This is a genomic window from Bacillus halotolerans, from assembly GCF_004006435.1.
In the GTDB taxonomy this organism is placed as follows: Bacteria; Bacillota; Bacilli; order Bacillales; family Bacillaceae; genus Bacillus; species Bacillus halotolerans.
In genome coordinates this window covers 1,907,807-1,927,982 of record NZ_CP029364.1, presented here as the reverse complement: position 1 = coordinate 1,927,982, position 20,176 = coordinate 1,907,807, and the positions used below count along the sequence as shown (strand labels likewise).

General features: G+C 48.3%; 11 protein-coding genes, 9 tRNA genes and 6 rRNA genes. All 26 read left to right on the top strand.

All coding sequences use genetic code 11. The features are described 5' to 3' along the window. Positions 1 to 31 precede the first annotated feature (31 nt). The 26 genes from cysK to ctsR all read left to right on the top strand — a co-directional run bounded on the left by cysK (position 32) and on the right by ctsR (position 20,169). Positions 32 to 958, top strand: coding sequence for a cysteine synthase A (cysK, locus tag DIC78_RS09785; RefSeq protein ID WP_024123638.1), 927 nt, complete (start codon positions 32 to 34; stop codon positions 956 to 958). A gap of 163 nt (positions 959 to 1,121) precedes the next feature. After that, a complete protein-coding gene (locus tag DIC78_RS09780) occupies positions 1,122 to 2,531 on the top strand; it encodes an anthranilate synthase component I family protein (protein WP_127696170.1) in 1,410 nt (469 codons plus the stop codon). Positions 2,532 to 2,544: 13 nt separating this feature from the next. After that, positions 2,545 to 3,129, top strand: a complete 585-nt coding sequence (pabA, locus tag DIC78_RS09775) for an aminodeoxychorismate/anthranilate synthase component II (protein ID WP_024123640.1) — start codon at positions 2,545 to 2,547, stop codon at positions 3,127 to 3,129. Then, positions 3,129 to 3,977 carry an aminodeoxychorismate lyase gene (gene pabC, locus DIC78_RS09770; protein ID WP_127696925.1) on the top strand — a complete coding sequence of 283 codons (849 nt, stop codon included), beginning with the start codon at positions 3,129 to 3,131 and terminating at the stop codon, positions 3,975 to 3,977. The genes pabA and pabC overlap by 1 nt, the downstream gene beginning before the upstream one ends. A gap of 14 nt (positions 3,978 to 3,991) precedes the next feature. Next, entirely contained in the window at positions 3,992 to 4,849 is an 858-nt protein-coding gene (folP, locus tag DIC78_RS09765) for a dihydropteroate synthase (protein WP_101860936.1), read from the top strand. After that, positions 4,842 to 5,204 carry a dihydroneopterin aldolase gene (folB, locus tag DIC78_RS09760; protein ID WP_101865159.1) on the top strand — a complete coding sequence of 121 codons (363 nt, stop codon included), beginning with the start codon at positions 4,842 to 4,844 and terminating at the stop codon, positions 5,202 to 5,204. Before folP ends, folB begins: the two co-directional genes overlap by 8 nt. Beyond that, positions 5,201 to 5,704, top strand: a complete 504-nt coding sequence (gene folK, locus DIC78_RS09755; RefSeq protein ID WP_024123644.1) for a 2-amino-4-hydroxy-6-hydroxymethyldihydropteridine diphosphokinase — start codon at positions 5,201 to 5,203, stop codon at positions 5,702 to 5,704. The genes folB and folK overlap by 4 nt, the downstream gene beginning before the upstream one ends. Next, the gene (locus DIC78_RS09750) at positions 5,656 to 5,874 is read left to right on the top strand and encodes a helix-turn-helix domain-containing protein (protein ID WP_024123645.1); all 219 of its coding nucleotides are present in this window, start codon (positions 5,656 to 5,658) and stop codon (positions 5,872 to 5,874) included. The genes folK and DIC78_RS09750 overlap by 49 nt, the downstream gene beginning before the upstream one ends. Positions 5,875 to 5,887: 13 nt before the next feature. Then, positions 5,888 to 6,889, top strand: a complete 1,002-nt coding sequence (gene dusB / locus DIC78_RS09745; RefSeq protein WP_024123646.1) for a tRNA dihydrouridine synthase DusB — start codon at positions 5,888 to 5,890, stop codon at positions 6,887 to 6,889. A gap of 91 nt (positions 6,890 to 6,980) precedes the next feature. Next, a complete protein-coding gene (gene lysS, locus DIC78_RS09740; RefSeq protein WP_127696168.1) occupies positions 6,981 to 8,480 on the top strand; it encodes a lysine--tRNA ligase in 1,500 nt (499 codons plus the stop codon). Between the two features lie 312 nt (positions 8,481 to 8,792). After that, positions 8,793 to 10,342, top strand: a 16S ribosomal RNA gene (locus tag DIC78_RS09735). Between the two features lie 169 nt (positions 10,343 to 10,511). After that, positions 10,512 to 13,439 (top strand): 23S ribosomal RNA (locus DIC78_RS09730). 53 nt (positions 13,440 to 13,492) lie between these two features. Beyond that, positions 13,493 to 13,608 (top strand): 5S ribosomal RNA (gene rrf, locus DIC78_RS09725). Positions 13,609 to 13,630: 22 nt separating this feature from the next. Further along, a tRNA-Val gene (locus DIC78_RS09720) sits at positions 13,631 to 13,706 on the top strand. Positions 13,707 to 13,709: 3 nt separating this feature from the next. Then, positions 13,710 to 13,785: transfer RNA gene (locus DIC78_RS09715), tRNA-Thr, on the top strand. A 37-nt stretch (positions 13,786 to 13,822) separates the two neighbouring features. Beyond that, positions 13,823 to 13,898 (top strand) — tRNA-Lys (locus tag DIC78_RS09710). Positions 13,899 to 13,905: 7 nt separating this feature from the next. Next, positions 13,906 to 13,988 (top strand) — tRNA-Leu (locus DIC78_RS09705). 40 nt (positions 13,989 to 14,028) lie between these two features. After that, positions 14,029 to 14,103 (top strand) — tRNA-Gly (locus DIC78_RS09700). Positions 14,104 to 14,117: 14 nt separating this feature from the next. Next, a tRNA-Leu gene (locus tag DIC78_RS09695) sits at positions 14,118 to 14,203 on the top strand. A 9-nt stretch (positions 14,204 to 14,212) separates the two neighbouring features. After that, positions 14,213 to 14,289, top strand: a tRNA-Arg gene (locus DIC78_RS09690). A gap of 23 nt (positions 14,290 to 14,312) precedes the next feature. After that, a tRNA-Pro gene (locus DIC78_RS09685) sits at positions 14,313 to 14,389 on the top strand. A 7-nt stretch (positions 14,390 to 14,396) separates the two neighbouring features. Further along, positions 14,397 to 14,472: transfer RNA gene (locus tag DIC78_RS09680), tRNA-Ala, on the top strand. Between the two features lie 172 nt (positions 14,473 to 14,644). Continuing rightward, positions 14,645 to 16,194, top strand: a 16S ribosomal RNA gene (locus DIC78_RS09675). Between the two features lie 169 nt (positions 16,195 to 16,363). Continuing rightward, a 23S ribosomal RNA gene (locus DIC78_RS09670) occupies positions 16,364 to 19,291 on the top strand. A 53-nt stretch (positions 19,292 to 19,344) separates the two neighbouring features. Continuing rightward, a 5S ribosomal RNA gene (gene rrf / locus DIC78_RS09665) occupies positions 19,345 to 19,460 on the top strand. Together the 16S, 23S and 5S rRNA genes with 9 tRNA genes alongside form the textbook arrangement of a ribosomal RNA operon. Positions 19,461 to 19,704: 244 nt before the next feature. Further along, positions 19,705 to 20,169, top strand: coding sequence for a transcriptional regulator CtsR (gene ctsR / locus DIC78_RS09660; protein WP_010332747.1), 465 nt, complete (start codon positions 19,705 to 19,707; stop codon positions 20,167 to 20,169). Positions 20,170 to 20,176: the final 7 nt, after the last annotated feature.

Sequence of the window (20,176 nt, the reverse complement as noted above, 5' to 3'; positions counted from 1 at the left end):
ATACAAATAGTCGGAAATTGAGGTGTCGAGAATGGTACGTGTAGCAAACTCCATTACTGAATTAATTGGGAACACGCCAATCGTTAAATTAAATCGCCTTGTTGATGAAAACAGTGCGGATGTATATTTGAAGCTTGAATACATGAACCCTGGAAGCAGTGTAAAAGACCGTATCGGTTTAGCGATGATTGAAGCCGCTGAAAAAGAAGGGAAATTAAAAGCTGGCGATACAATCATTGAACCGACAAGCGGAAATACAGGAATCGGGCTGGCAATGGTTGCTGCTGCTAAAGGTTTAAAAGCGATTTTGGTTATGCCTGACACAATGAGCATGGAGCGCCGCAACCTTCTTCGCGCATATGGTGCTGAGCTTGTGCTGACTCCGGGTGCGGAAGGCATGAAAGGCGCCATTAAGAAAGCGGAGGAGCTTGCTGAAAAACACGGATACTTCGTGCCGCAGCAGTTTAACAATCCATCGAACCCTGAAATCCATCGCCAAACAACAGGTAAAGAAATCGTTGAGCAATTCGGTGATGACCAGCTTGATGCATTTGTAGCCGGAATCGGAACAGGCGGAACGATTACAGGAGCGGGTGAAGTCCTGAAGGAAGCATATCCTTCCGTCAAAATCTACGCTGTTGAACCGTCAGATTCCCCAGTGCTTTCAGGAGGAAAACCAGGCCCTCACAAAATTCAGGGAATCGGAGCTGGCTTTGTGCCCGACATCTTAAACACTGAAGTATACGATGAAATTTTCCCTGTGAAGAATGAAGAAGCATTTGAATATGCACGCAGAGCTGCACGTGAAGAAGGAATTCTCGGAGGCATCTCATCAGGTGCGGCCATTTATGCTGCTATTGAAGTAGCGAAAAAACTCGGAAAGGGCAAAAAAGTATTAGCTATCATTCCGAGTAACGGCGAACGTTATTTGAGTACGCCGCTGTATCAATTCGATTAAAAAGCTCGAAAAAACTCCCGGTGCCCGGGAGTTTTTTTATTTGTGCATCAAATATGCCGTGTCCGCGACGAATCTTATCCTTGGAAGAGAAATTCACTTTTTTCACTCATGATATTGCTTTACAATAAAAAAAGCAGAAAAAGAAAACAGAGGAATGATATAAATGGCACAACGCAGACCGGCAGGCAAAAAAGTACCTTTTCAAAAAGATTCATTCTTGCAACAATATGAGAAACTTTCACAATCCAGAAAACAGCACGTGCTTCTTGAAAGTGCAAGAGGCGGCAGATACAGTATAGCCGGTCTTGATCCAATTGCGGCTGTCAAGGGAAAAGACGGAATTACAACCATTAAGCATGGGGATGAGACACTGTTTAAAGAGGGTGACCCATTACGCGCCTTCCACAGTTGGTTTAAAACGCTGGAAACAGAAACGGATGAAGAATTGCCTGATTTTCAAGGGGGAGCAATCGGCTTTCTTAGCTATGATTACGCACGCTACATTGAAAATTTTAAAATGCTCTCATTAGATGACCTGGAGACACCTGATATCTATTTTCTTGTCTTTGATGATATCGCCGTCTATGACCATGAAGAACAGGCTCTTTGGCTGGTCACTCATGTGAATGATGAGAACGAATCAGCGGACGAAAAGCTGTCCCAGCTCGAACATATGTGGCTGACTGAGCTTCCCGGTGAGCCGTTACAAGAGATGACATATACAGCTGACGGTTCCTTTGCAGCGCCTTTTACTGAAGAAGGCTTTTCTCAGGCTGTAGAGAAAATCAAGCAATACATTGCCAGCGGAGATGTTTTTCAAGTCAATCTATCGATCAGGCAGTCGCAGCCGCTGTCTGCTCACCCGTATGAGATCTACAAAAAGCTGAGAGAAGTGAATCCTTCTCCATATATGGCATATTTAGAAACACCAGATTTCCAAATTATTTGCGGATCTCCTGAACTTCTTGTCAGCAAAAAGGGCAAACTGTTAGAGACAAGACCGATCGCTGGCACTCGTTCCAGAGGGAAAACGGATGAGGAAGACGAAGCGCTCGCAAATGAATTAATCCATAATGAAAAAGAACGCGCTGAGCATGTCATGCTGGTTGATCTAGAACGAAATGATCTGGGCAGAGTTTCCCGTTACGGATCAGTGCGGGTTAATGAATTCATGGCAATTGAAAAATACTCCCACGTCATGCACATTGTGTCTAATGTCCAAGGTGAACTGCAGGATGGATACGACGCTGTAGATATTATTCATGCTGTATTTCCTGGAGGAACGATTACAGGTGCTCCTAAAGTAAGGACAATGGAAATTATAGAAGAACTTGAGCCGACACGCCGTGGGCTTTATACTGGATCTATAGGGTGGTTTGGGTATAATCAGGATCTTCAGTTTAATATCGTGATCCGAACCATTTATGCAGCCGGAGGGCAGGCGTTTATGCAATCCGGAGCAGGAGTTGTGATTGATTCTGTTCCTAAGCATGAATACAGAGAATCATTCAAAAAAGCTTTTGCGATGCAAAAGGCGTTAGAGCTGAGCGAAGCAGAGACAAAAATTAGATGAGGTGAGCGGAGAAATGATTTTAATGATTGATAACTATGATTCTTTCACGTACAACTTAGTGCAGTATTTGGGCGAGCTTGGAGAAGAGCTGATTGTAAAACGCAATGACGATATCACAATAGAGCAAATTGAAGAGCTGTCACCGGATTTCTTAATGATTTCACCCGGACCGTGCAGTCCTGATGAAGCTGGAATCAGCCTTGAAGCAATTAAATACTTCGCAGGCAAAATTCCCGTTTTTGGCGTGTGTCTCGGACATCAGTCTATCGCACAGGTGTTTGGCGGAGATGTGGTCAGAGCAGAGCGGCTGATGCACGGAAAAACCTCAGAAATCGAGCATGACGGCAAGACGATCTTTAAAGGTTTGCAAAACCCGCTTGTGGCGACACGATACCACTCACTGATCGTAAAACCTGAGACGCTGCCAAGCTGTTTCACAGTAACCGCACAAACGAAAGAAGGAGAAATCATGGCTATTCGGCACAATGACCTTCCGATAGAAGGCGTTCAATTTCATCCAGAGTCTATTATGACTTCCTTTGGAAAAGAAATGCTCAGAAATTTTATTGAAACGTACCGCAAGGAAGTCATTGCGTGATGATATATGTAAACGGCCGATTTATAGAGGAGAAAGATGCAGTTCTTTCTCCTTTTGACCATGGTTTTTTATATGGGATCGGTGTTTTTGAGACCTTCAGGCTTTATGAAGGCCGGCCGTTCCTGCTTGATTGGCATATAGAACGGCTTGAACGCGCACTTAAGGATCTGCAAATCGAATACACTGTGACAAAACAAGAGATGATTGAAATGCTGGACAAGCTGCTCGGGCTGAATGATATCAAAGACGGCAATGCCCGCGTCAGGCTGAACATATCAGCCGGCATCAGTGATAAAGGCTTCGCTGCTCAAACTTACGATAACCCGACTGTTTTATGTTTTGTTAATCAGTTAAAACCAGAAAGTCTTCCTTTGCAAAAGGAAGGAAAGGTTTTATCGGTACGGAGAAACACACCGGAGGGGCCGTTCCGGTTAAAATCACATCACTATTTAAATAATATGTATGCGAAACGGGAGATCGGAAATGATCCGCGGTTTGAAGGGATCTTTTTAACGGAGGGTTGCGCTGTAGCAGAGGGCATCATTTCGAATGTTTTCTGGAGAAAAGGCAGCTCTATCTATACACCATCACTTGATACCGGAATTCTTGACGGTGTCACGAGACGTTTTGTCATGGAGAACGCAAAGAAAATAGGGATGGATGTCAAAACAGGCCGCTACCAGCTTGAAGCCCTTTTGACGGCAGATGAAGCATGGATGACCAACTCGGTTCTTGAGATCATTCCGTTTTCTAAAATAGAAGAAGTGAACTATCCGGGCCAAAACGGAGAAATAACTTCCGCTTTACAAACGCTATACCACCAAGAAATAAAGAACATGAATTCATGACAGGGAGGAAGAGAATGGCGCGGCAAACGATAGACCAAACACAAGTAATCCATACCAAACCCAGCGCATTATCATATCGAGAAAAGACGCTGGTGATGGGTATTTTAAACGTAACGCCTGACTCTTTCTCGGATGGCGGAAAATATGACAGCCTGGACAATGCCCTGTTGCATGCGAAAGAGATGATTGATGACGGTGCGCATATCATTGATATCGGAGGCGAATCGACAAGACCCGGCGCCGAATATGTGTCCGAGGACGAAGAAATGTCCAGAGTGATTCCTGTGATTGAGCGGATTACAAAAGAGCTCGCAGTGCCGATCTCTGTAGATACGTACAAGGCCTCTGTCGCAGATGAAGCTGTTAAAGCCGGCGCTTCAATCATCAATGATATTTGGGGAGCGAAGTACGATCCGAAAATGGCTTCTGTCGCAGCTGAACACAATGTTCCGATCGTTCTCATGCATAACCGCAAAGAGAGAAACTACAACGACTTAATACCGGATATGCTGTCGGACTTAATGGAAAGTGTAAAGATTGCTGTTGAAGCAGGTGTAGAGGAAAAGAACATTATCCTCGATCCCGGTATTGGTTTTGCGAAGGACTATCACGATAATCTGGCAGTCATGAACAAACTCGAAGTTTTCAGCGGACTTGGCTATCCGGTTCTTCTTGCAACCTCCCGAAAAAGGTTTATCGGCCGTGTCCTGGATCTTCCGCCTGAGGAGCGGGCTGAGGGCACAGGCGCAACCGTGTGTCTAGGCATTCAAAAAGGCTGTGACATTGTGAGAGTCCATGATGTAAAACAAATAGCCAGAATGGCGAAAATGATGGATGCAATGCTGAACAAGGGAGGGATGCATCATGGATAAAGTCTACGTAGAAGGCATGGAGTTTTACGGCTATCACGGTGTGTTAAAAGAGGAGAACAAGCTCGGACAGCGTTTTAAAGTCGATTTAACCGCAGAATTAGATTTAAGCAAAGCGGGACAAACAGACGACCTTGAGCAAACCATTAACTATGCCGAGCTTTACCACGTATGTAAAGATATCGTCGAAGGTGAGCCTGTGAAACTAGTGGAAACACTGGCAGAACGTATTGCGGACACTGTCCTGAAGAAATTTCATCAGGTGCAGCAATGTACTGTAAAAGTGATTAAGCCAGATCCGCCAATTCCCGGCCACTATAAATCAGTAGCAATAGAAATCACGAGAAAAAAATCATGAACAATACAGCTTATATAGCACTTGGATCTAATATTGGAGATAGAGAAACGTATTTACGGCGAGCGGTGGCGATGCTGCATCAACATGAGGCAGTGACAGTCACAAAAGTGTCTTCTATTTACGAAACAGACCCAGTCGGATACGAAGCTCAAGATGAATTTTTAAATATGGCAGTTGAAATCGAGACGTCGCTGAATCCGTTTCAGCTCCTGGAGCTCACGCAGCATATAGAAAATGAATTGGGCAGGACGAGAGAAGTCAGATGGGGGCCGCGGACGGCAGACCTTGACATTTTACTGTTTAATCGTGAAAATATTGAAACAGAGCAACTAATTGTTCCGCATCCGAGAATGTATGAGCGTTTATTTGTCCTCGCGCCGCTTGCGGAAATATGCACGCGGGTTGAAAAAGAGGCAAAAAGCGCGGAAACCGACCAAGAAGGTGTAAGAGTATGGAAGCAGAAATCTGGGGTAGACGAATTCGTGCATTCAGAAAGCTGAAAGGTTATACTCAAGAAGGATTTGCGAAAGCGTTAGGTATATCAGTTTCTATTCTCGGCGAAATTGAACGCGGAAACCGATTGCCGTCAGCTGCCATCATTCAAAGTGCAGCAGATGTTTTAAATATAAGCGCGGACGAATTAGCGCCGCCAGAAAATAATAACAAATGAAAGGAGGGGAAAAATGTTTAAAATCGGTGATATTCAATTAAAAAACCGGGTTGTGCTGGCCCCTATGGCCGGTGTCTGCAACTCAGCATTCAGATTGACTGTAAAGGAATTCGGAGCCGGATTGGTCTGCGCTGAAATGATCAGTGACAAAGCGATCCTTTACAACAATGCCAAAACAATGGGTATGCTTTACATTGATGAACGTGAAAAACCGCTCAGCCTTCAAATCTTCGGAGGAAAAAAGGAAACCCTTGTGGAAGCGGCGAAGTTTGTAGACCAGAACACAACTGCTGATATCATTGATATTAACATGGGATGCCCAGTACCAAAGATTACAAAATGTGATGCGGGAGCAAAATGGCTTCTCGATCCCGATAAGATTTATGAAATGGTTTCTGCAGTAGTGGATGCCGTCGATAAACCAGTCACAGTGAAAATGAGAATGGGCTGGGATGAAGACCACATTTTCGCGGTGAAAAACGCACAGGCTGTCGAGCGTGCGGGCGGAAAAGCAGTTGCACTTCACGGCCGTACAAGAGTGCAGATGTACGAAGGAACTGCAAACTGGGATATTATCAAAGAAGTAAAACAATCTGTATCGATTCCGGTTATCGGGAACGGCGATGTCAAGACGCCGCAGGATGCTAAGCGTATGCTTGATGAAACAGGAGTAGACGGGGTCATGATCGGCCGTGCCGCGTTAGGCAATCCGTGGATGATTTACCGTACGGTTCAATACCTTGAAACAGGTGAATTAAAAGAAGAGCCGCAAGTACGTGAAAAAATGGCGGTATGCAAACTGCATCTTGACCGCCTGATTAACTTAAAAGGTGAAAATGTAGCGGTAAGAGAAATGAGAAAACACGCTGCATGGTATCTGAAAGGCATAAGAGGCAATGCGGAGGTTCGTAATGGAATCAATCATTGCGAGACAAGAGAAGAGCTTGTACAGCTTTTAGATGCATTTACTGTTGAAGTTGAGGCAAAAGAGCTTCAAGACGCAAAAGTAGGATAACACTCACCTCTATTTGCTGCTCACTGCCAGTTTTACGCTGGCAGTTTTTCTGCTTTTTTCATGAAACAATATCTGTAATGGAGTGATAACAATGAGTCAAGAAGAGCATAATCATGAAGAATTGAACGACCAGCTGCAAGTCAGACGCGACAAAATGAATCAGATGAGAGAAAACGGTATAGATCCATTCGGCGCACGTTTTGAAAGAACTCATCAATCTGAGCAAATTATTGCGGCATATCAAAATCTAACGAAAGAAGAGTTAGAGGAAAAAGCGATTGAAGTGACAATCGCAGGCCGTATGATGACAAAACGCGGCAAAGGAAAAGCCGGCTTCGCGCACCTTCAGGATTTAGAAGGTCAAATTCAAATCTACGTAAGAAAAGACAGTGTTGGTGACGACCAATATGAAATCTTCAAATCTTCCGACCTTGGCGACCTTATCGGCGTAACCGGAAAAGTGTTCAAAACAAATGTAGGCGAACTGTCTGTAAAAGCAACATCATTTGATTTGCTGACAAAAGCGCTTCGTCCGCTGCCGGATAAATACCATGGTTTAAAAGACGTTGAGCAGCGCTACCGTCAACGCTACTTGGATCTTATCGTAAATCCAGACAGCAAACATACGTTCATTACACGCAGCAAGATCATTCAAGCGATGAGAAGATACCTTGATGATCATGGATACTTAGAAGTAGAAACACCAACTATGCACAGCATTCCAGGGGGAGCCTCCGCGCGTCCGTTCATTACCCATCATAATGCTTTAGATATTCCGCTCTACATGCGTATTGCGATTGAACTGCATCTGAAACGCTTGATTGTCGGCGGTTTAGAAAAAGTATATGAAATCGGCCGTGTTTTCCGTAATGAAGGCGTCTCTACACGCCATAATCCTGAATTTACAATGATTGAATTATATGAAGCGTATGCTGACTATAAAGATATCATGAGTTTAACTGAAAACCTTGTCGCTCATATCGCACAAGAGGTGCTTGGCACGACGACAATCCAATACGGGGAAGAGCAAATCGAACTGAAACCTGAGTGGAAAAGAATCCATATGGTTGACGCAGTCAAAGAAGCGACAGGCGTTGACTTCTGGGAAGATGTAACTGTTGAGCAAGCCCGTGAATATGCAAAAGAGCATAGTGTAGAGATTAAAGACTCTATGACAGTGGGCCATATTATAAACGAATTCTTCGAACAAAAAATCGAGGAAACGCTTATCCAGCCAACGTTTATTTATGGACATCCAGTAGAAATTTCTCCTCTTGCTAAGAAAAATCCAGAGGATCCGCGCTTCACAGACCGTTTTGAACTGTTTATCGTAGGCCGTGAGCACGCAAATGCATTCACAGAGCTAAATGATCCTATTGATCAAAGAGAACGCTTTGAAGCCCAATTAAAAGAACGAGAAGAGGGTAATGATGAAGCTCATTTAATGGATGAAGACTTCGTTGAAGCCCTGGAGTATGGCATGCCGCCAACAGGAGGCTTAGGCATCGGGATCGATCGCCTGGTCATGCTGCTTACGAATGCTCCTTCGATCCGAGATGTACTGTTATTCCCGCAAATGAGACAGCGCTAATTTAAAAGAGCGTCAACCTTTCTAATAGAAGGATGACGCTCTTTTATAATTCCTTAGGTTTTTCTTCAAAAAACTATTGCACTATTATTTACAAGGTGGTATATTATTATTCGTTGCCGCTAAACAAGGCGATGACAAAAAAATAACTTCAAAAAAAGTTATTGACTTCAATGAGTCAACGAGTTATAATAATAAAGTCGCTTAAACGAAGTGACAAAATGATCTTTGAAAACTAAACAAGACAAAACGTACCTGTTAATTCAAGTTTTAATATAAAATCGCACAGTAATGTGCGTAGTCAGTCAAACTACTTTATCGGAGAGTTTGATCCTGGCTCAGGACGAACGCTGGCGGCGTGCCTAATACATGCAAGTCGAGCGGACAGATGGGAGCTTGCTCCCTGATGTTAGCGGCGGACGGGTGAGTAACACGTGGGTAACCTGCCTGTAAGACTGGGATAACTCCGGGAAACCGGGGCTAATACCGGATGCTTGTTTGAACCGCATGGTTCAAACATAAAAGGTGGCTTCGGCTACCACTTACAGATGGACCCGCGGCGCATTAGCTAGTTGGTGAGGTAACGGCTCACCAAGGCAACGATGCGTAGCCGACCTGAGAGGGTGATCGGCCACACTGGGACTGAGACACGGCCCAGACTCCTACGGGAGGCAGCAGTAGGGAATCTTCCGCAATGGACGAAAGTCTGACGGAGCAACGCCGCGTGAGTGATGAAGGTTTTCGGATCGTAAAGCTCTGTTGTTAGGGAAGAACAAGTACCGTTCGAATAGGGCGGTACCTTGACGGTACCTAACCAGAAAGCCACGGCTAACTACGTGCCAGCAGCCGCGGTAATACGTAGGTGGCAAGCGTTGTCCGGAATTATTGGGCGTAAAGGGCTCGCAGGCGGTTCCTTAAGTCTGATGTGAAAGCCCCCGGCTCAACCGGGGAGGGTCATTGGAAACTGGGGAACTTGAGTGCAGAAGAGGAGAGTGGAATTCCACGTGTAGCGGTGAAATGCGTAGAGATGTGGAGGAACACCAGTGGCGAAGGCGACTCTCTGGTCTGTAACTGACGCTGAGGAGCGAAAGCGTGGGGAGCGAACAGGATTAGATACCCTGGTAGTCCACGCCGTAAACGATGAGTGCTAAGTGTTAGGGGGTTTCCGCCCCTTAGTGCTGCAGCTAACGCATTAAGCACTCCGCCTGGGGAGTACGGTCGCAAGACTGAAACTCAAAGGAATTGACGGGGGCCCGCACAAGCGGTGGAGCATGTGGTTTAATTCGAAGCAACGCGAAGAACCTTACCAGGTCTTGACATCCTCTGACAATCCTAGAGATAGGACGTCCCCTTCGGGGGCAGAGTGACAGGTGGTGCATGGTTGTCGTCAGCTCGTGTCGTGAGATGTTGGGTTAAGTCCCGCAACGAGCGCAACCCTTGATCTTAGTTGCCAGCATTCAGTTGGGCACTCTAAGGTGACTGCCGGTGACAAACCGGAGGAAGGTGGGGATGACGTCAAATCATCATGCCCCTTATGACCTGGGCTACACACGTGCTACAATGGACAGAACAAAGGGCAGCGAAACCGCGAGGTTAAGCCAATCCCACAAATCTGTTCTCAGTTCGGATCGCAGTCTGCAACTCGACTGCGTGAAGCTGGAATCGCTAGTAATCGCGGATCAGCATGCCGCGGTGAATACGTTCCCGGGCCTTGTACACACCGCCCGTCACACCACGAGAGTTTGTAACACCCGAAGTCGGTGAGGTAACCTTTATGGAGCCAGCCGCCGAAGGTGGGACAGATGATTGGGGTGAAGTCGTAACAAGGTAGCCGTATCGGAAGGTGCGGCTGGATCACCTCCTTTCTAAGGATATTTACGGAATATAAGACCTTGGGTCTTATAAACAGAACGTTCCCTGTCTTGTTTAGTTTTGAAGGATCATTCCTTCGAAACGTGTTCTTTGAAAACTAGATAACAGTAGACATCACATTCAATTAGTAACACAAGATATCACATAGTGATTCTTTTTAACGGTTAAGTTAGAAAGGGCGCACGGTGGATGCCTTGGCACTAGGAGCCGATGAAGGACGGGACGAACACCGATATGCTTCGGGGAGCTGTAAGCAAGCTTTGATCCGGAGATTTCCGAATGGGGAAACCCACCACTCGTAATGGAGTGGTATCCATATCTGAATTCATAGGATATGAGAAGGCAGACCCGGGGAACTGAAACATCTAAGTACCCGGAGGAAGAGAAAGCAAATGCGATTCCCTGAGTAGCGGCGAGCGAAACGGGATTAGCCCAAACCAAGAGGCTTGCCTCTTGGGGTTGTAGGACACTCTATACGGAGTTACAAAGGAACGAGGTAGATGAAGAGGTCTGGAAAGGCCCGCCATAGGAGGTAACAGCCCTGTAGTCAAAACTTCGTTCTCTCCAGAGTGGATCCTGAGTACGGCGGAACACGTGAAATTCCGTCGGAATCCGGGAGGACCATCTCCCAAGGCTAAATACTCCCTAGTGACCGATAGTGAACCAGTACCGTGAGGGAAAGGTGAAAAGCACCCCGGAAGGGGAGTGAAAGAGATCCTGAAACCGTGTGCCTACAAGTAGTCAGAGCCCGTTAACGGGTGATGGCGTGCCTTTTGTAGAATGAACCGGCGAGTTACGATCCCGTGCAAGGTTAAGCAGAAGATGCGGAGCCGCAGCGAAAGCGAGTCTGAATAGGGCGCATGAGTACGTGGTCGTAGACCCGAAACCAGGTGATCTACCCATGTCCAGGGTGAAGTTCAGGTAACACTGAATGGAGGCCCGAACCCACGCACGTTGAAAAGTGCGGGGATGAGGTGTGGGTAGGGGTGAAATGCCAATCGAACCTGGAGATAGCTGGTTCTCTCCGAAATAGCTTTAGGGCTAGCCTCAAGGTAAGAGTCTTGGAGGTAGAGCACTGATTGGACTAGGGGCCCCTACCGGGTTACCGAATTCAGTCAAACTCCGAATGCCAATGACTTATCCTTGGGAGTCAGACTGCGAGTGATAAGATCCGTAGTCGAAAGGGAAACAGCCCAGACCGCCAGCTAAGGTCCCAAAGTATACGTTAAGTGGAAAAGGATGTGGAGTTGCTTAGACAACCAGGATGTTGGCTTAGAAGCAGCCACCATTTAAAGAGTGCGTAATAGCTCACTGGTCGAGTGACTCTGCGCCGAAAATGTACCGGGGCTAAACGTATCACCGAAGCTGCGGACTGTTCTTCGAACAGTGGTAGGAGAGCGTTCTAAGGGCTGTGAAGCCAGACCGGAAGGACTGGTGGAGCGCTTAGAAGTGAGAATGCCGGTATGAGTAGCGAAAGAGGGGTGAGAATCCCCTCCACCGAATGCCTAAGGTTTCCTGAGGAAGGCTCGTCCGCTCAGGGTTAGTCGGGACCTAAGCCGAGGCCGAAAGGCGTAGGCGATGGACAACAGGTTGATATTCCTGTACCACCTCCTCACCATTTGAGCAATGGGGGGACGCAGGAGGATAGGGTAAGCGCGGTATTGGATATCCGCGTCCAAGCAGTTAGGCTGGGAAATAGGCAAATCCGTTTCCCATAAGGCTGAGCTGTGATGGCGAGCGAAATATAGTAGCGAAGTTCCTGATTCCACACTGCCAAGAAAAGCCTCTAGCGAGGTGAGAGGTGCCCGTACCGCAAACCGACACAGGTAGGCGAGGAGAGAATCCTAAGGTGATCGAGAGAACTCTCGTTAAGGAACTCGGCAAAATGACCCCGTAACTTCGGGAGAAGGGGTGCTCTGTTAGGGTGCAAGCCCGAGAGAGCCGCAGTGAATAGGCCCAGGCGACTGTTTAGCAAAAACACAGGTCTCTGCGAAGCCGTAAGGCGAAGTATAGGGGCTGACGCCTGCCCGGTGCTGGAAGGTTAAGAGGAGCGCTTAGCGTAAGCGAAGGTGCGAATTGAAGCCCCAGTAAACGGCGGCCGTAACTATAACGGTCCTAAGGTAGCGAAATTCCTTGTCGGGTAAGTTCCGACCCGCACGAAAGGCGCAACGATCTGGGCACTGTCTCAACGAGAGACTCGGTGAAATTATAGTACCTGTGAAGATGCAGGTTACCCGCGACAGGACGGAAAGACCCCGTGGAGCTTTACTGCAGCCTGATATTGAATGTTGGTACAGCTTGTACAGGATAGGTAGGAGCCTTGGAAACCGGAGCGCCAGCTTCGGTGGAGGCATCGGTGGGATACTACCCTGGCTGTATTGACCTTCTAACCCGCCGCCCTTATCGGGCGGGGAGACAGTGTCAGGTGGGCAGTTTGACTGGGGCGGTCGCCTCCTAAAAGGTAACGGAGGCGCCCAAAGGTTCCCTCAGAATGGTTGGAAATCATTCGCAGAGTGTAAAGGCACAAGGGAGCTTGACTGCGAGACCTACAAGTCGAGCAGGGACGAAAGTCGGGCTTAGTGATCCGGTGGTTCCGCATGGAAGGGCCATCGCTCAACGGATAAAAGCTACCCCGGGGATAACAGGCTTATCTCCCCCAAGAGTCCACATCGACGGGGAGGTTTGGCACCTCGATGTCGGCTCATCGCATCCTGGGGCTGTAGTCGGTCCCAAGGGTTGGGCTGTTCGCCCATTAAAGCGGTACGCGAGCTGGGTTCAGAACGTCGTGAGACAGTTCGGTCCCTATCCGTCGCGGGCGCAGGAAATTTGAGAGGAGCTGTCCTTAGTACGAGAGGACCGGGATGGACGCACCGCTGGTGTACCAGTTGTTCTGCCAAGGGCATCGCTGGGTAGCTATGTGCGGACGGGATAAGTGCTGAAAGCATCTAAGCATGAAGCCCCCCTCAAGATGAGATTTCCCATTCCGCAAGGAAGTAAGATCCCTGAAAGATGATCAGGTTGATAGGTCTGAGGTGGAAGTGTGGCGACACATGGAGCTGACAGATACTAATCGATCGAGGACTTAACCTAATTTCTAATGATGTCACACCTGTTATCTAGTTTTGAGAGAACACTCTCAATTGTTTGGTGGCGATAGCGAAGAGGTCACACCCGTTCCCATGCCGAACACGGAAGTTAAGCTCTTCAGCGCCGATGGTAGTCGGGGGTTTCCCCCTGTGAGAGTAGGACGCCGCCAAGCAATTGCACGTTAGTGCAATTATGGAGGATTAGCTCAGCTGGGAGAGCATCTGCCTTACAAGCAGAGGGTCGGCGGTTCGAGCCCGTCATCCTCCACCATTTGCCGGTGTAGCTCAATTGGTAGAGCAACTGACTTGTAATCAGTAGGTTGGGGGTTCAAGTCCTCTTGCCGGCACCACTTTTATATGATATAATATTCAAGTCTCTTGTAAGAAGAGCCATTAGCTCAGTTGGTAGAGCATCTGACTTTTAATCAGAGGGTCGAAGGTTCGAGTCCTTCATGGCTCACCATTTTTAAGCGGGTGTGGCGGAATTGGCAGACGCGCTAGACTTAGGATCTAGTGTCTTTATGACGTGGGGGTTCAAGTCCCTTCACCCGCATTATATAGGATGACATTTATAAAAACTGGACATCCTGTCTGCGGAAGTAGTTCAGTGGTAGAACACCACCTTGCCAAGGTGGGGGTCGCGGGTTCGAATCCCGTCTTCCGCTCCAACTATACCATCCACGCCGGGGTGGTGGAATTGGCAGACACACAGGACTTAAAATCCTGCGGTAGGTGACTACCGTGCCGGTTCAAGTCCGGCCCTCGGCATTATAATTTGCGCCCGTAGCTCAATTGGATAGAGCGTTTGACTACGGATCAAAAGGTTAGGGGTTCGACTCCTCTCGGGCGCGCCATATATTTTATCAATATGGGAAATCGGGAAGTAGCTCAGCTTGGTAGAGCACATGGTTTGGGACCATGGGGTCGCAGGTTCGAATCCTGTCTTCCCGACCATTTTTACGGGGCCTTAGCTCAGCTGGGAGAGCGCCTGCTTTGCACGCAGGAGGTCAGCGGTTCGATCCCGCTAGGCTCCACCAAAAAAGATTTAAAAAATGTTGTTGACTTTGAAAAAGCGACGTTGTATACTAATAAAGTTGAACAAAGCGATAAACAAAATGATCTTTGAAAACTAAACAAGACAAAACGTACCTGTTAATTCAAGTTTTAATATAAAATCGCACAGTAATGTGCGTAGTCAGTCAAACTACTTTATCGGAGAGTTTGATCCTGGCTCAGGACGAACGCTGGCGGCGTGCCTAATACATGCAAGTCGAGCGGACAGATGGGAGCTTGCTCCCTGATGTTAGCGGCGGACGGGTGAGTAACACGTGGGTAACCTGCCTGTAAGACTGGGATAACTCCGGGAAACCGGGGCTAATACCGGATGCTTGTTTGAACCGCATGGTTCAAACATAAAAGGTGGCTTCGGCTACCACTTACAGATGGACCCGCGGCGCATTAGCTAGTTGGTGAGGTAACGGCTCACCAAGGCAACGATGCGTAGCCGACCTGAGAGGGTGATCGGCCACACTGGGACTGAGACACGGCCCAGACTCCTACGGGAGGCAGCAGTAGGGAATCTTCCGCAATGGACGAAAGTCTGACGGAGCAACGCCGCGTGAGTGATGAAGGTTTTCGGATCGTAAAGCTCTGTTGTTAGGGAAGAACAAGTACCGTTCGAATAGGGCGGTACCTTGACGGTACCTAACCAGAAAGCCACGGCTAACTACGTGCCAGCAGCCGCGGTAATACGTAGGTGGCAAGCGTTGTCCGGAATTATTGGGCGTAAAGGGCTCGCAGGCGGTTCCTTAAGTCTGATGTGAAAGCCCCCGGCTCAACCGGGGAGGGTCATTGGAAACTGGGGAACTTGAGTGCAGAAGAGGAGAGTGGAATTCCACGTGTAGCGGTGAAATGCGTAGAGATGTGGAGGAACACCAGTGGCGAAGGCGACTCTCTGGTCTGTAACTGACGCTGAGGAGCGAAAGCGTGGGGAGCGAACAGGATTAGATACCCTGGTAGTCCACGCCGTAAACGATGAGTGCTAAGTGTTAGGGGGTTTCCGCCCCTTAGTGCTGCAGCTAACGCATTAAGCACTCCGCCTGGGGAGTACGGTCGCAAGACTGAAACTCAAAGGAATTGACGGGGGCCCGCACAAGCGGTGGAGCATGTGGTTTAATTCGAAGCAACGCGAAGAACCTTACCAGGTCTTGACATCCTCTGACAATCCTAGAGATAGGACGTCCCCTTCGGGGGCAGAGTGACAGGTGGTGCATGGTTGTCGTCAGCTCGTGTCGTGAGATGTTGGGTTAAGTCCCGCAACGAGCGCAACCCTTGATCTTAGTTGCCAGCATTCAGTTGGGCACTCTAAGGTGACTGCCGGTGACAAACCGGAGGAAGGTGGGGATGACGTCAAATCATCATGCCCCTTATGACCTGGGCTACACACGTGCTACAATGGACAGAACAAAGGGCAGCGAAACCGCGAGGTTAAGCCAATCCCACAAATCTGTTCTCAGTTCGGATCGCAGTCTGCAACTCGACTGCGTGAAGCTGGAATCGCTAGTAATCGCGGATCAGCATGCCGCGGTGAATACGTTCCCGGGCCTTGTACACACCGCCCGTCACACCACGAGAGTTTGTAACACCCGAAGTCGGTGAGGTAACCTTTATGGAGCCAGCCGCCGAAGGTGGGACAGATGATTGGGGTGAAGTCGTAACAAGGTAGCCGTATCGGAAGGTGCGGCTGGATCACCTCCTTTCTAAGGATATTTACGGAATATAAGACCTTGGGTCTTATAAACAGAACGTTCCCTGTCTTGTTTAGTTTTGAAGGATCATTCCTTCGAAACGTGTTCTTTGAAAACTAGATAACAGTAGACATCACATTCAATTAGTAACACAAGATATCACATAGTGATTCTTTTTAACGGTTAAGTTAGAAAGGGCGCACGGTGGATGCCTTGGCACTAGGAGCCGATGAAGGACGGGACGAACACCGATATGCTTCGGGGAGCTGTAAGCAAGCTTTGATCCGGAGATTTCCGAATGGGGAAACCCACCACTCGTAATGGAGTGGTATCCATATCTGAATTCATAGGATATGAGAAGGCAGACCCGGGGAACTGAAACATCTAAGTACCCGGAGGAAGAGAAAGCAAATGCGATTCCCTGAGTAGCGGCGAGCGAAACGGGATTAGCCCAAACCAAGAGGCTTGCCTCTTGGGGTTGTAGGACACTCTATACGGAGTTACAAAGGAACGAGGTAGATGAAGAGGTCTGGAAAGGCCCGCCATAGGAGGTAACAGCCCTGTAGTCAAAACTTCGTTCTCTCCAGAGTGGATCCTGAGTACGGCGGAACACGTGAAATTCCGTCGGAATCCGGGAGGACCATCTCCCAAGGCTAAATACTCCCTAGTGACCGATAGTGAACCAGTACCGTGAGGGAAAGGTGAAAAGCACCCCGGAAGGGGAGTGAAAGAGATCCTGAAACCGTGTGCCTACAAGTAGTCAGAGCCCGTTAACGGGTGATGGCGTGCCTTTTGTAGAATGAACCGGCGAGTTACGATCCCGTGCAAGGTTAAGCAGAAGATGCGGAGCCGCAGCGAAAGCGAGTCTGAATAGGGCGCATGAGTACGTGGTCGTAGACCCGAAACCAGGTGATCTACCCATGTCCAGGGTGAAGTTCAGGTAACACTGAATGGAGGCCCGAACCCACGCACGTTGAAAAGTGCGGGGATGAGGTGTGGGTAGGGGTGAAATGCCAATCGAACCTGGAGATAGCTGGTTCTCTCCGAAATAGCTTTAGGGCTAGCCTCAAGGTAAGAGTCTTGGAGGTAGAGCACTGATTGGACTAGGGGCCCCTACCGGGTTACCGAATTCAGTCAAACTCCGAATGCCAATGACTTATCCTTGGGAGTCAGACTGCGAGTGATAAGATCCGTAGTCGAAAGGGAAACAGCCCAGACCGCCAGCTAAGGTCCCAAAGTATACGTTAAGTGGAAAAGGATGTGGAGTTGCTTAGACAACCAGGATGTTGGCTTAGAAGCAGCCACCATTTAAAGAGTGCGTAATAGCTCACTGGTCGAGTGACTCTGCGCCGAAAATGTACCGGGGCTAAACGTATCACCGAAGCTGCGGACTGTTCTTCGAACAGTGGTAGGAGAGCGTTCTAAGGGCTGTGAAGCCAGACCGGAAGGACTGGTGGAGCGCTTAGAAGTGAGAATGCCGGTATGAGTAGCGAAAGAGGGGTGAGAATCCCCTCCACCGAATGCCTAAGGTTTCCTGAGGAAGGCTCGTCCGCTCAGGGTTAGTCGGGACCTAAGCCGAGGCCGAAAGGCGTAGGCGATGGACAACAGGTTGATATTCCTGTACCACCTCCTCACCATTTGAGCAATGGGGGGACGCAGGAGGATAGGGTAAGCGCGGTATTGGATATCCGCGTCCAAGCAGTTAGGCTGGGAAATAGGCAAATCCGTTTCCCATAAGGCTGAGCTGTGATGGCGAGCGAAATATAGTAGCGAAGTTCCTGATTCCACACTGCCAAGAAAAGCCTCTAGCGAGGTGAGAGGTGCCCGTACCGCAAACCGACACAGGTAGGCGAGGAGAGAATCCTAAGGTGATCGAGAGAACTCTCGTTAAGGAACTCGGCAAAATGACCCCGTAACTTCGGGAGAAGGGGTGCTCTGTTAGGGTGCAAGCCCGAGAGAGCCGCAGTGAATAGGCCCAGGCGACTGTTTAGCAAAAACACAGGTCTCTGCGAAGCCGTAAGGCGAAGTATAGGGGCTGACGCCTGCCCGGTGCTGGAAGGTTAAGAGGAGCGCTTAGCGTAAGCGAAGGTGCGAATTGAAGCCCCAGTAAACGGCGGCCGTAACTATAACGGTCCTAAGGTAGCGAAATTCCTTGTCGGGTAAGTTCCGACCCGCACGAAAGGCGCAACGATCTGGGCACTGTCTCAACGAGAGACTCGGTGAAATTATAGTACCTGTGAAGATGCAGGTTACCCGCGACAGGACGGAAAGACCCCGTGGAGCTTTACTGCAGCCTGATATTGAATGTTGGTACAGCTTGTACAGGATAGGTAGGAGCCTTGGAAACCGGAGCGCCAGCTTCGGTGGAGGCATCGGTGGGATACTACCCTGGCTGTATTGACCTTCTAACCCGCCGCCCTTATCGGGCGGGGAGACAGTGTCAGGTGGGCAGTTTGACTGGGGCGGTCGCCTCCTAAAAGGTAACGGAGGCGCCCAAAGGTTCCCTCAGAATGGTTGGAAATCATTCGCAGAGTGTAAAGGCACAAGGGAGCTTGACTGCGAGACCTACAAGTCGAGCAGGGACGAAAGTCGGGCTTAGTGATCCGGTGGTTCCGCATGGAAGGGCCATCGCTCAACGGATAAAAGCTACCCCGGGGATAACAGGCTTATCTCCCCCAAGAGTCCACATCGACGGGGAGGTTTGGCACCTCGATGTCGGCTCATCGCATCCTGGGGCTGTAGTCGGTCCCAAGGGTTGGGCTGTTCGCCCATTAAAGCGGTACGCGAGCTGGGTTCAGAACGTCGTGAGACAGTTCGGTCCCTATCCGTCGCGGGCGCAGGAAATTTGAGAGGAGCTGTCCTTAGTACGAGAGGACCGGGATGGACGCACCGCTGGTGTACCAGTTGTTCTGCCAAGGGCATCGCTGGGTAGCTATGTGCGGACGGGATAAGTGCTGAAAGCATCTAAGCATGAAGCCCCCCTCAAGATGAGATTTCCCATTCCGCAAGGAAGTAAGATCCCTGAAAGATGATCAGGTTGATAGGTCTGAGGTGGAAGTGTGGCGACACATGGAGCTGACAGATACTAATCGATCGAGGACTTAACCTAATTTCTAATGATGTCACACCTGTTATCTAGTTTTGAGAGAACACTCTCAATTGTTTGGTGGCGATAGCGAAGAGGTCACACCCGTTCCCATGCCGAACACGGAAGTTAAGCTCTTCAGCGCCGATGGTAGTCGGGGGTTTCCCCCTGTGAGAGTAGGACGCCGCCAAGCAATTAACAAAAGGGCAGCTCATATGAGCTGCCCTTTTTTGCATTCTGCTTATTGGTATCATAAAATTTCATTTAGTTATATAATATAATAACTTCACAGAGAAATTTTAAGTGAATAATCAGGTTTTATGGATTTAGAAAATGGAAATACTTAAGATAGAGCGAGAAAGTTGAAAATTCTCGAAAAACACCTTATAGTAAGATTAAAGTCAAATATAGTCAAAGTCAATAAAGGAGGGGGTTGAGTGGGACATAATATTTCTGACATCATTGAACAGTACTTGAAACAAGTGTTAGATCAAAATGGCAAGGAAATTCTAGAAATTAAACGTAGTGAAATTGCAGATAAATTTCAATGTGTTCCTTCCCAAATAAATTATGTCATCAACACCAGATTTACAAGCGAGAGAGGATATATTGTTGAGAGCAAACGCGGGGGCGGCGGTTACATCAGAATCATTAAAATTAAAATGAATAATGAAGTTGTCCTAATCAATAATATTATTTCTCAAATTAATACCCATTTGTCTCAAGCAGCCTCTGATGACATTATTTTAAGGCTATTAGAAGACAAGGTGATCTCTGAAAGAGAAGCAAAAATGATGGTCAGCGTGATGGATCGCTCAGTACTGTACATTGATTTGCCTGAACGTGATGAATTAAGAGCGAGAATGATGAAAGCTATGCTGACCGCTTTAAAATTAAAATAAGCGGGTG

Bases quoted from the DNA above. Each gene is read 5' to 3' on its own strand.
- pabC (WP_127696925.1), top strand. From the start codon at position 3,129: ATGATATATGTAAACGGCCGATTTATAGAGGAGAAAGATGCAGTTCTT.
- folB (WP_101865159.1), top strand. From the start codon at position 4,842: ATGGATAAAGTCTACGTAGAAGGCATGGAGTTTTACGGCTATCACGGT.
- pabA (WP_024123640.1), top strand. From the start codon at position 2,545: ATGATTTTAATGATTGATAACTATGATTCTTTCACGTACAACTTAGTG.
- folP (WP_101860936.1), top strand. From the start codon at position 3,992: ATGGCGCGGCAAACGATAGACCAAACACAAGTAATCCATACCAAACCC.
- lysS (WP_127696168.1), top strand. From the start codon at position 6,981: ATGAGTCAAGAAGAGCATAATCATGAAGAATTGAACGACCAGCTGCAA.
- dusB (WP_024123646.1), top strand. From the start codon at position 5,888: ATGTTTAAAATCGGTGATATTCAATTAAAAAACCGGGTTGTGCTGGCC.
- DIC78_RS09780 (WP_127696170.1), top strand. From the start codon at position 1,122: ATGGCACAACGCAGACCGGCAGGCAAAAAAGTACCTTTTCAAAAAGAT.
- DIC78_RS09750 (WP_024123645.1), top strand. From the start codon at position 5,656: ATGGAAGCAGAAATCTGGGGTAGACGAATTCGTGCATTCAGAAAGCTG.
- cysK (WP_024123638.1), top strand. From the start codon at position 32: ATGGTACGTGTAGCAAACTCCATTACTGAATTAATTGGGAACACGCCA.
- folK (WP_024123644.1), top strand. From the start codon at position 5,201: ATGAACAATACAGCTTATATAGCACTTGGATCTAATATTGGAGATAGA.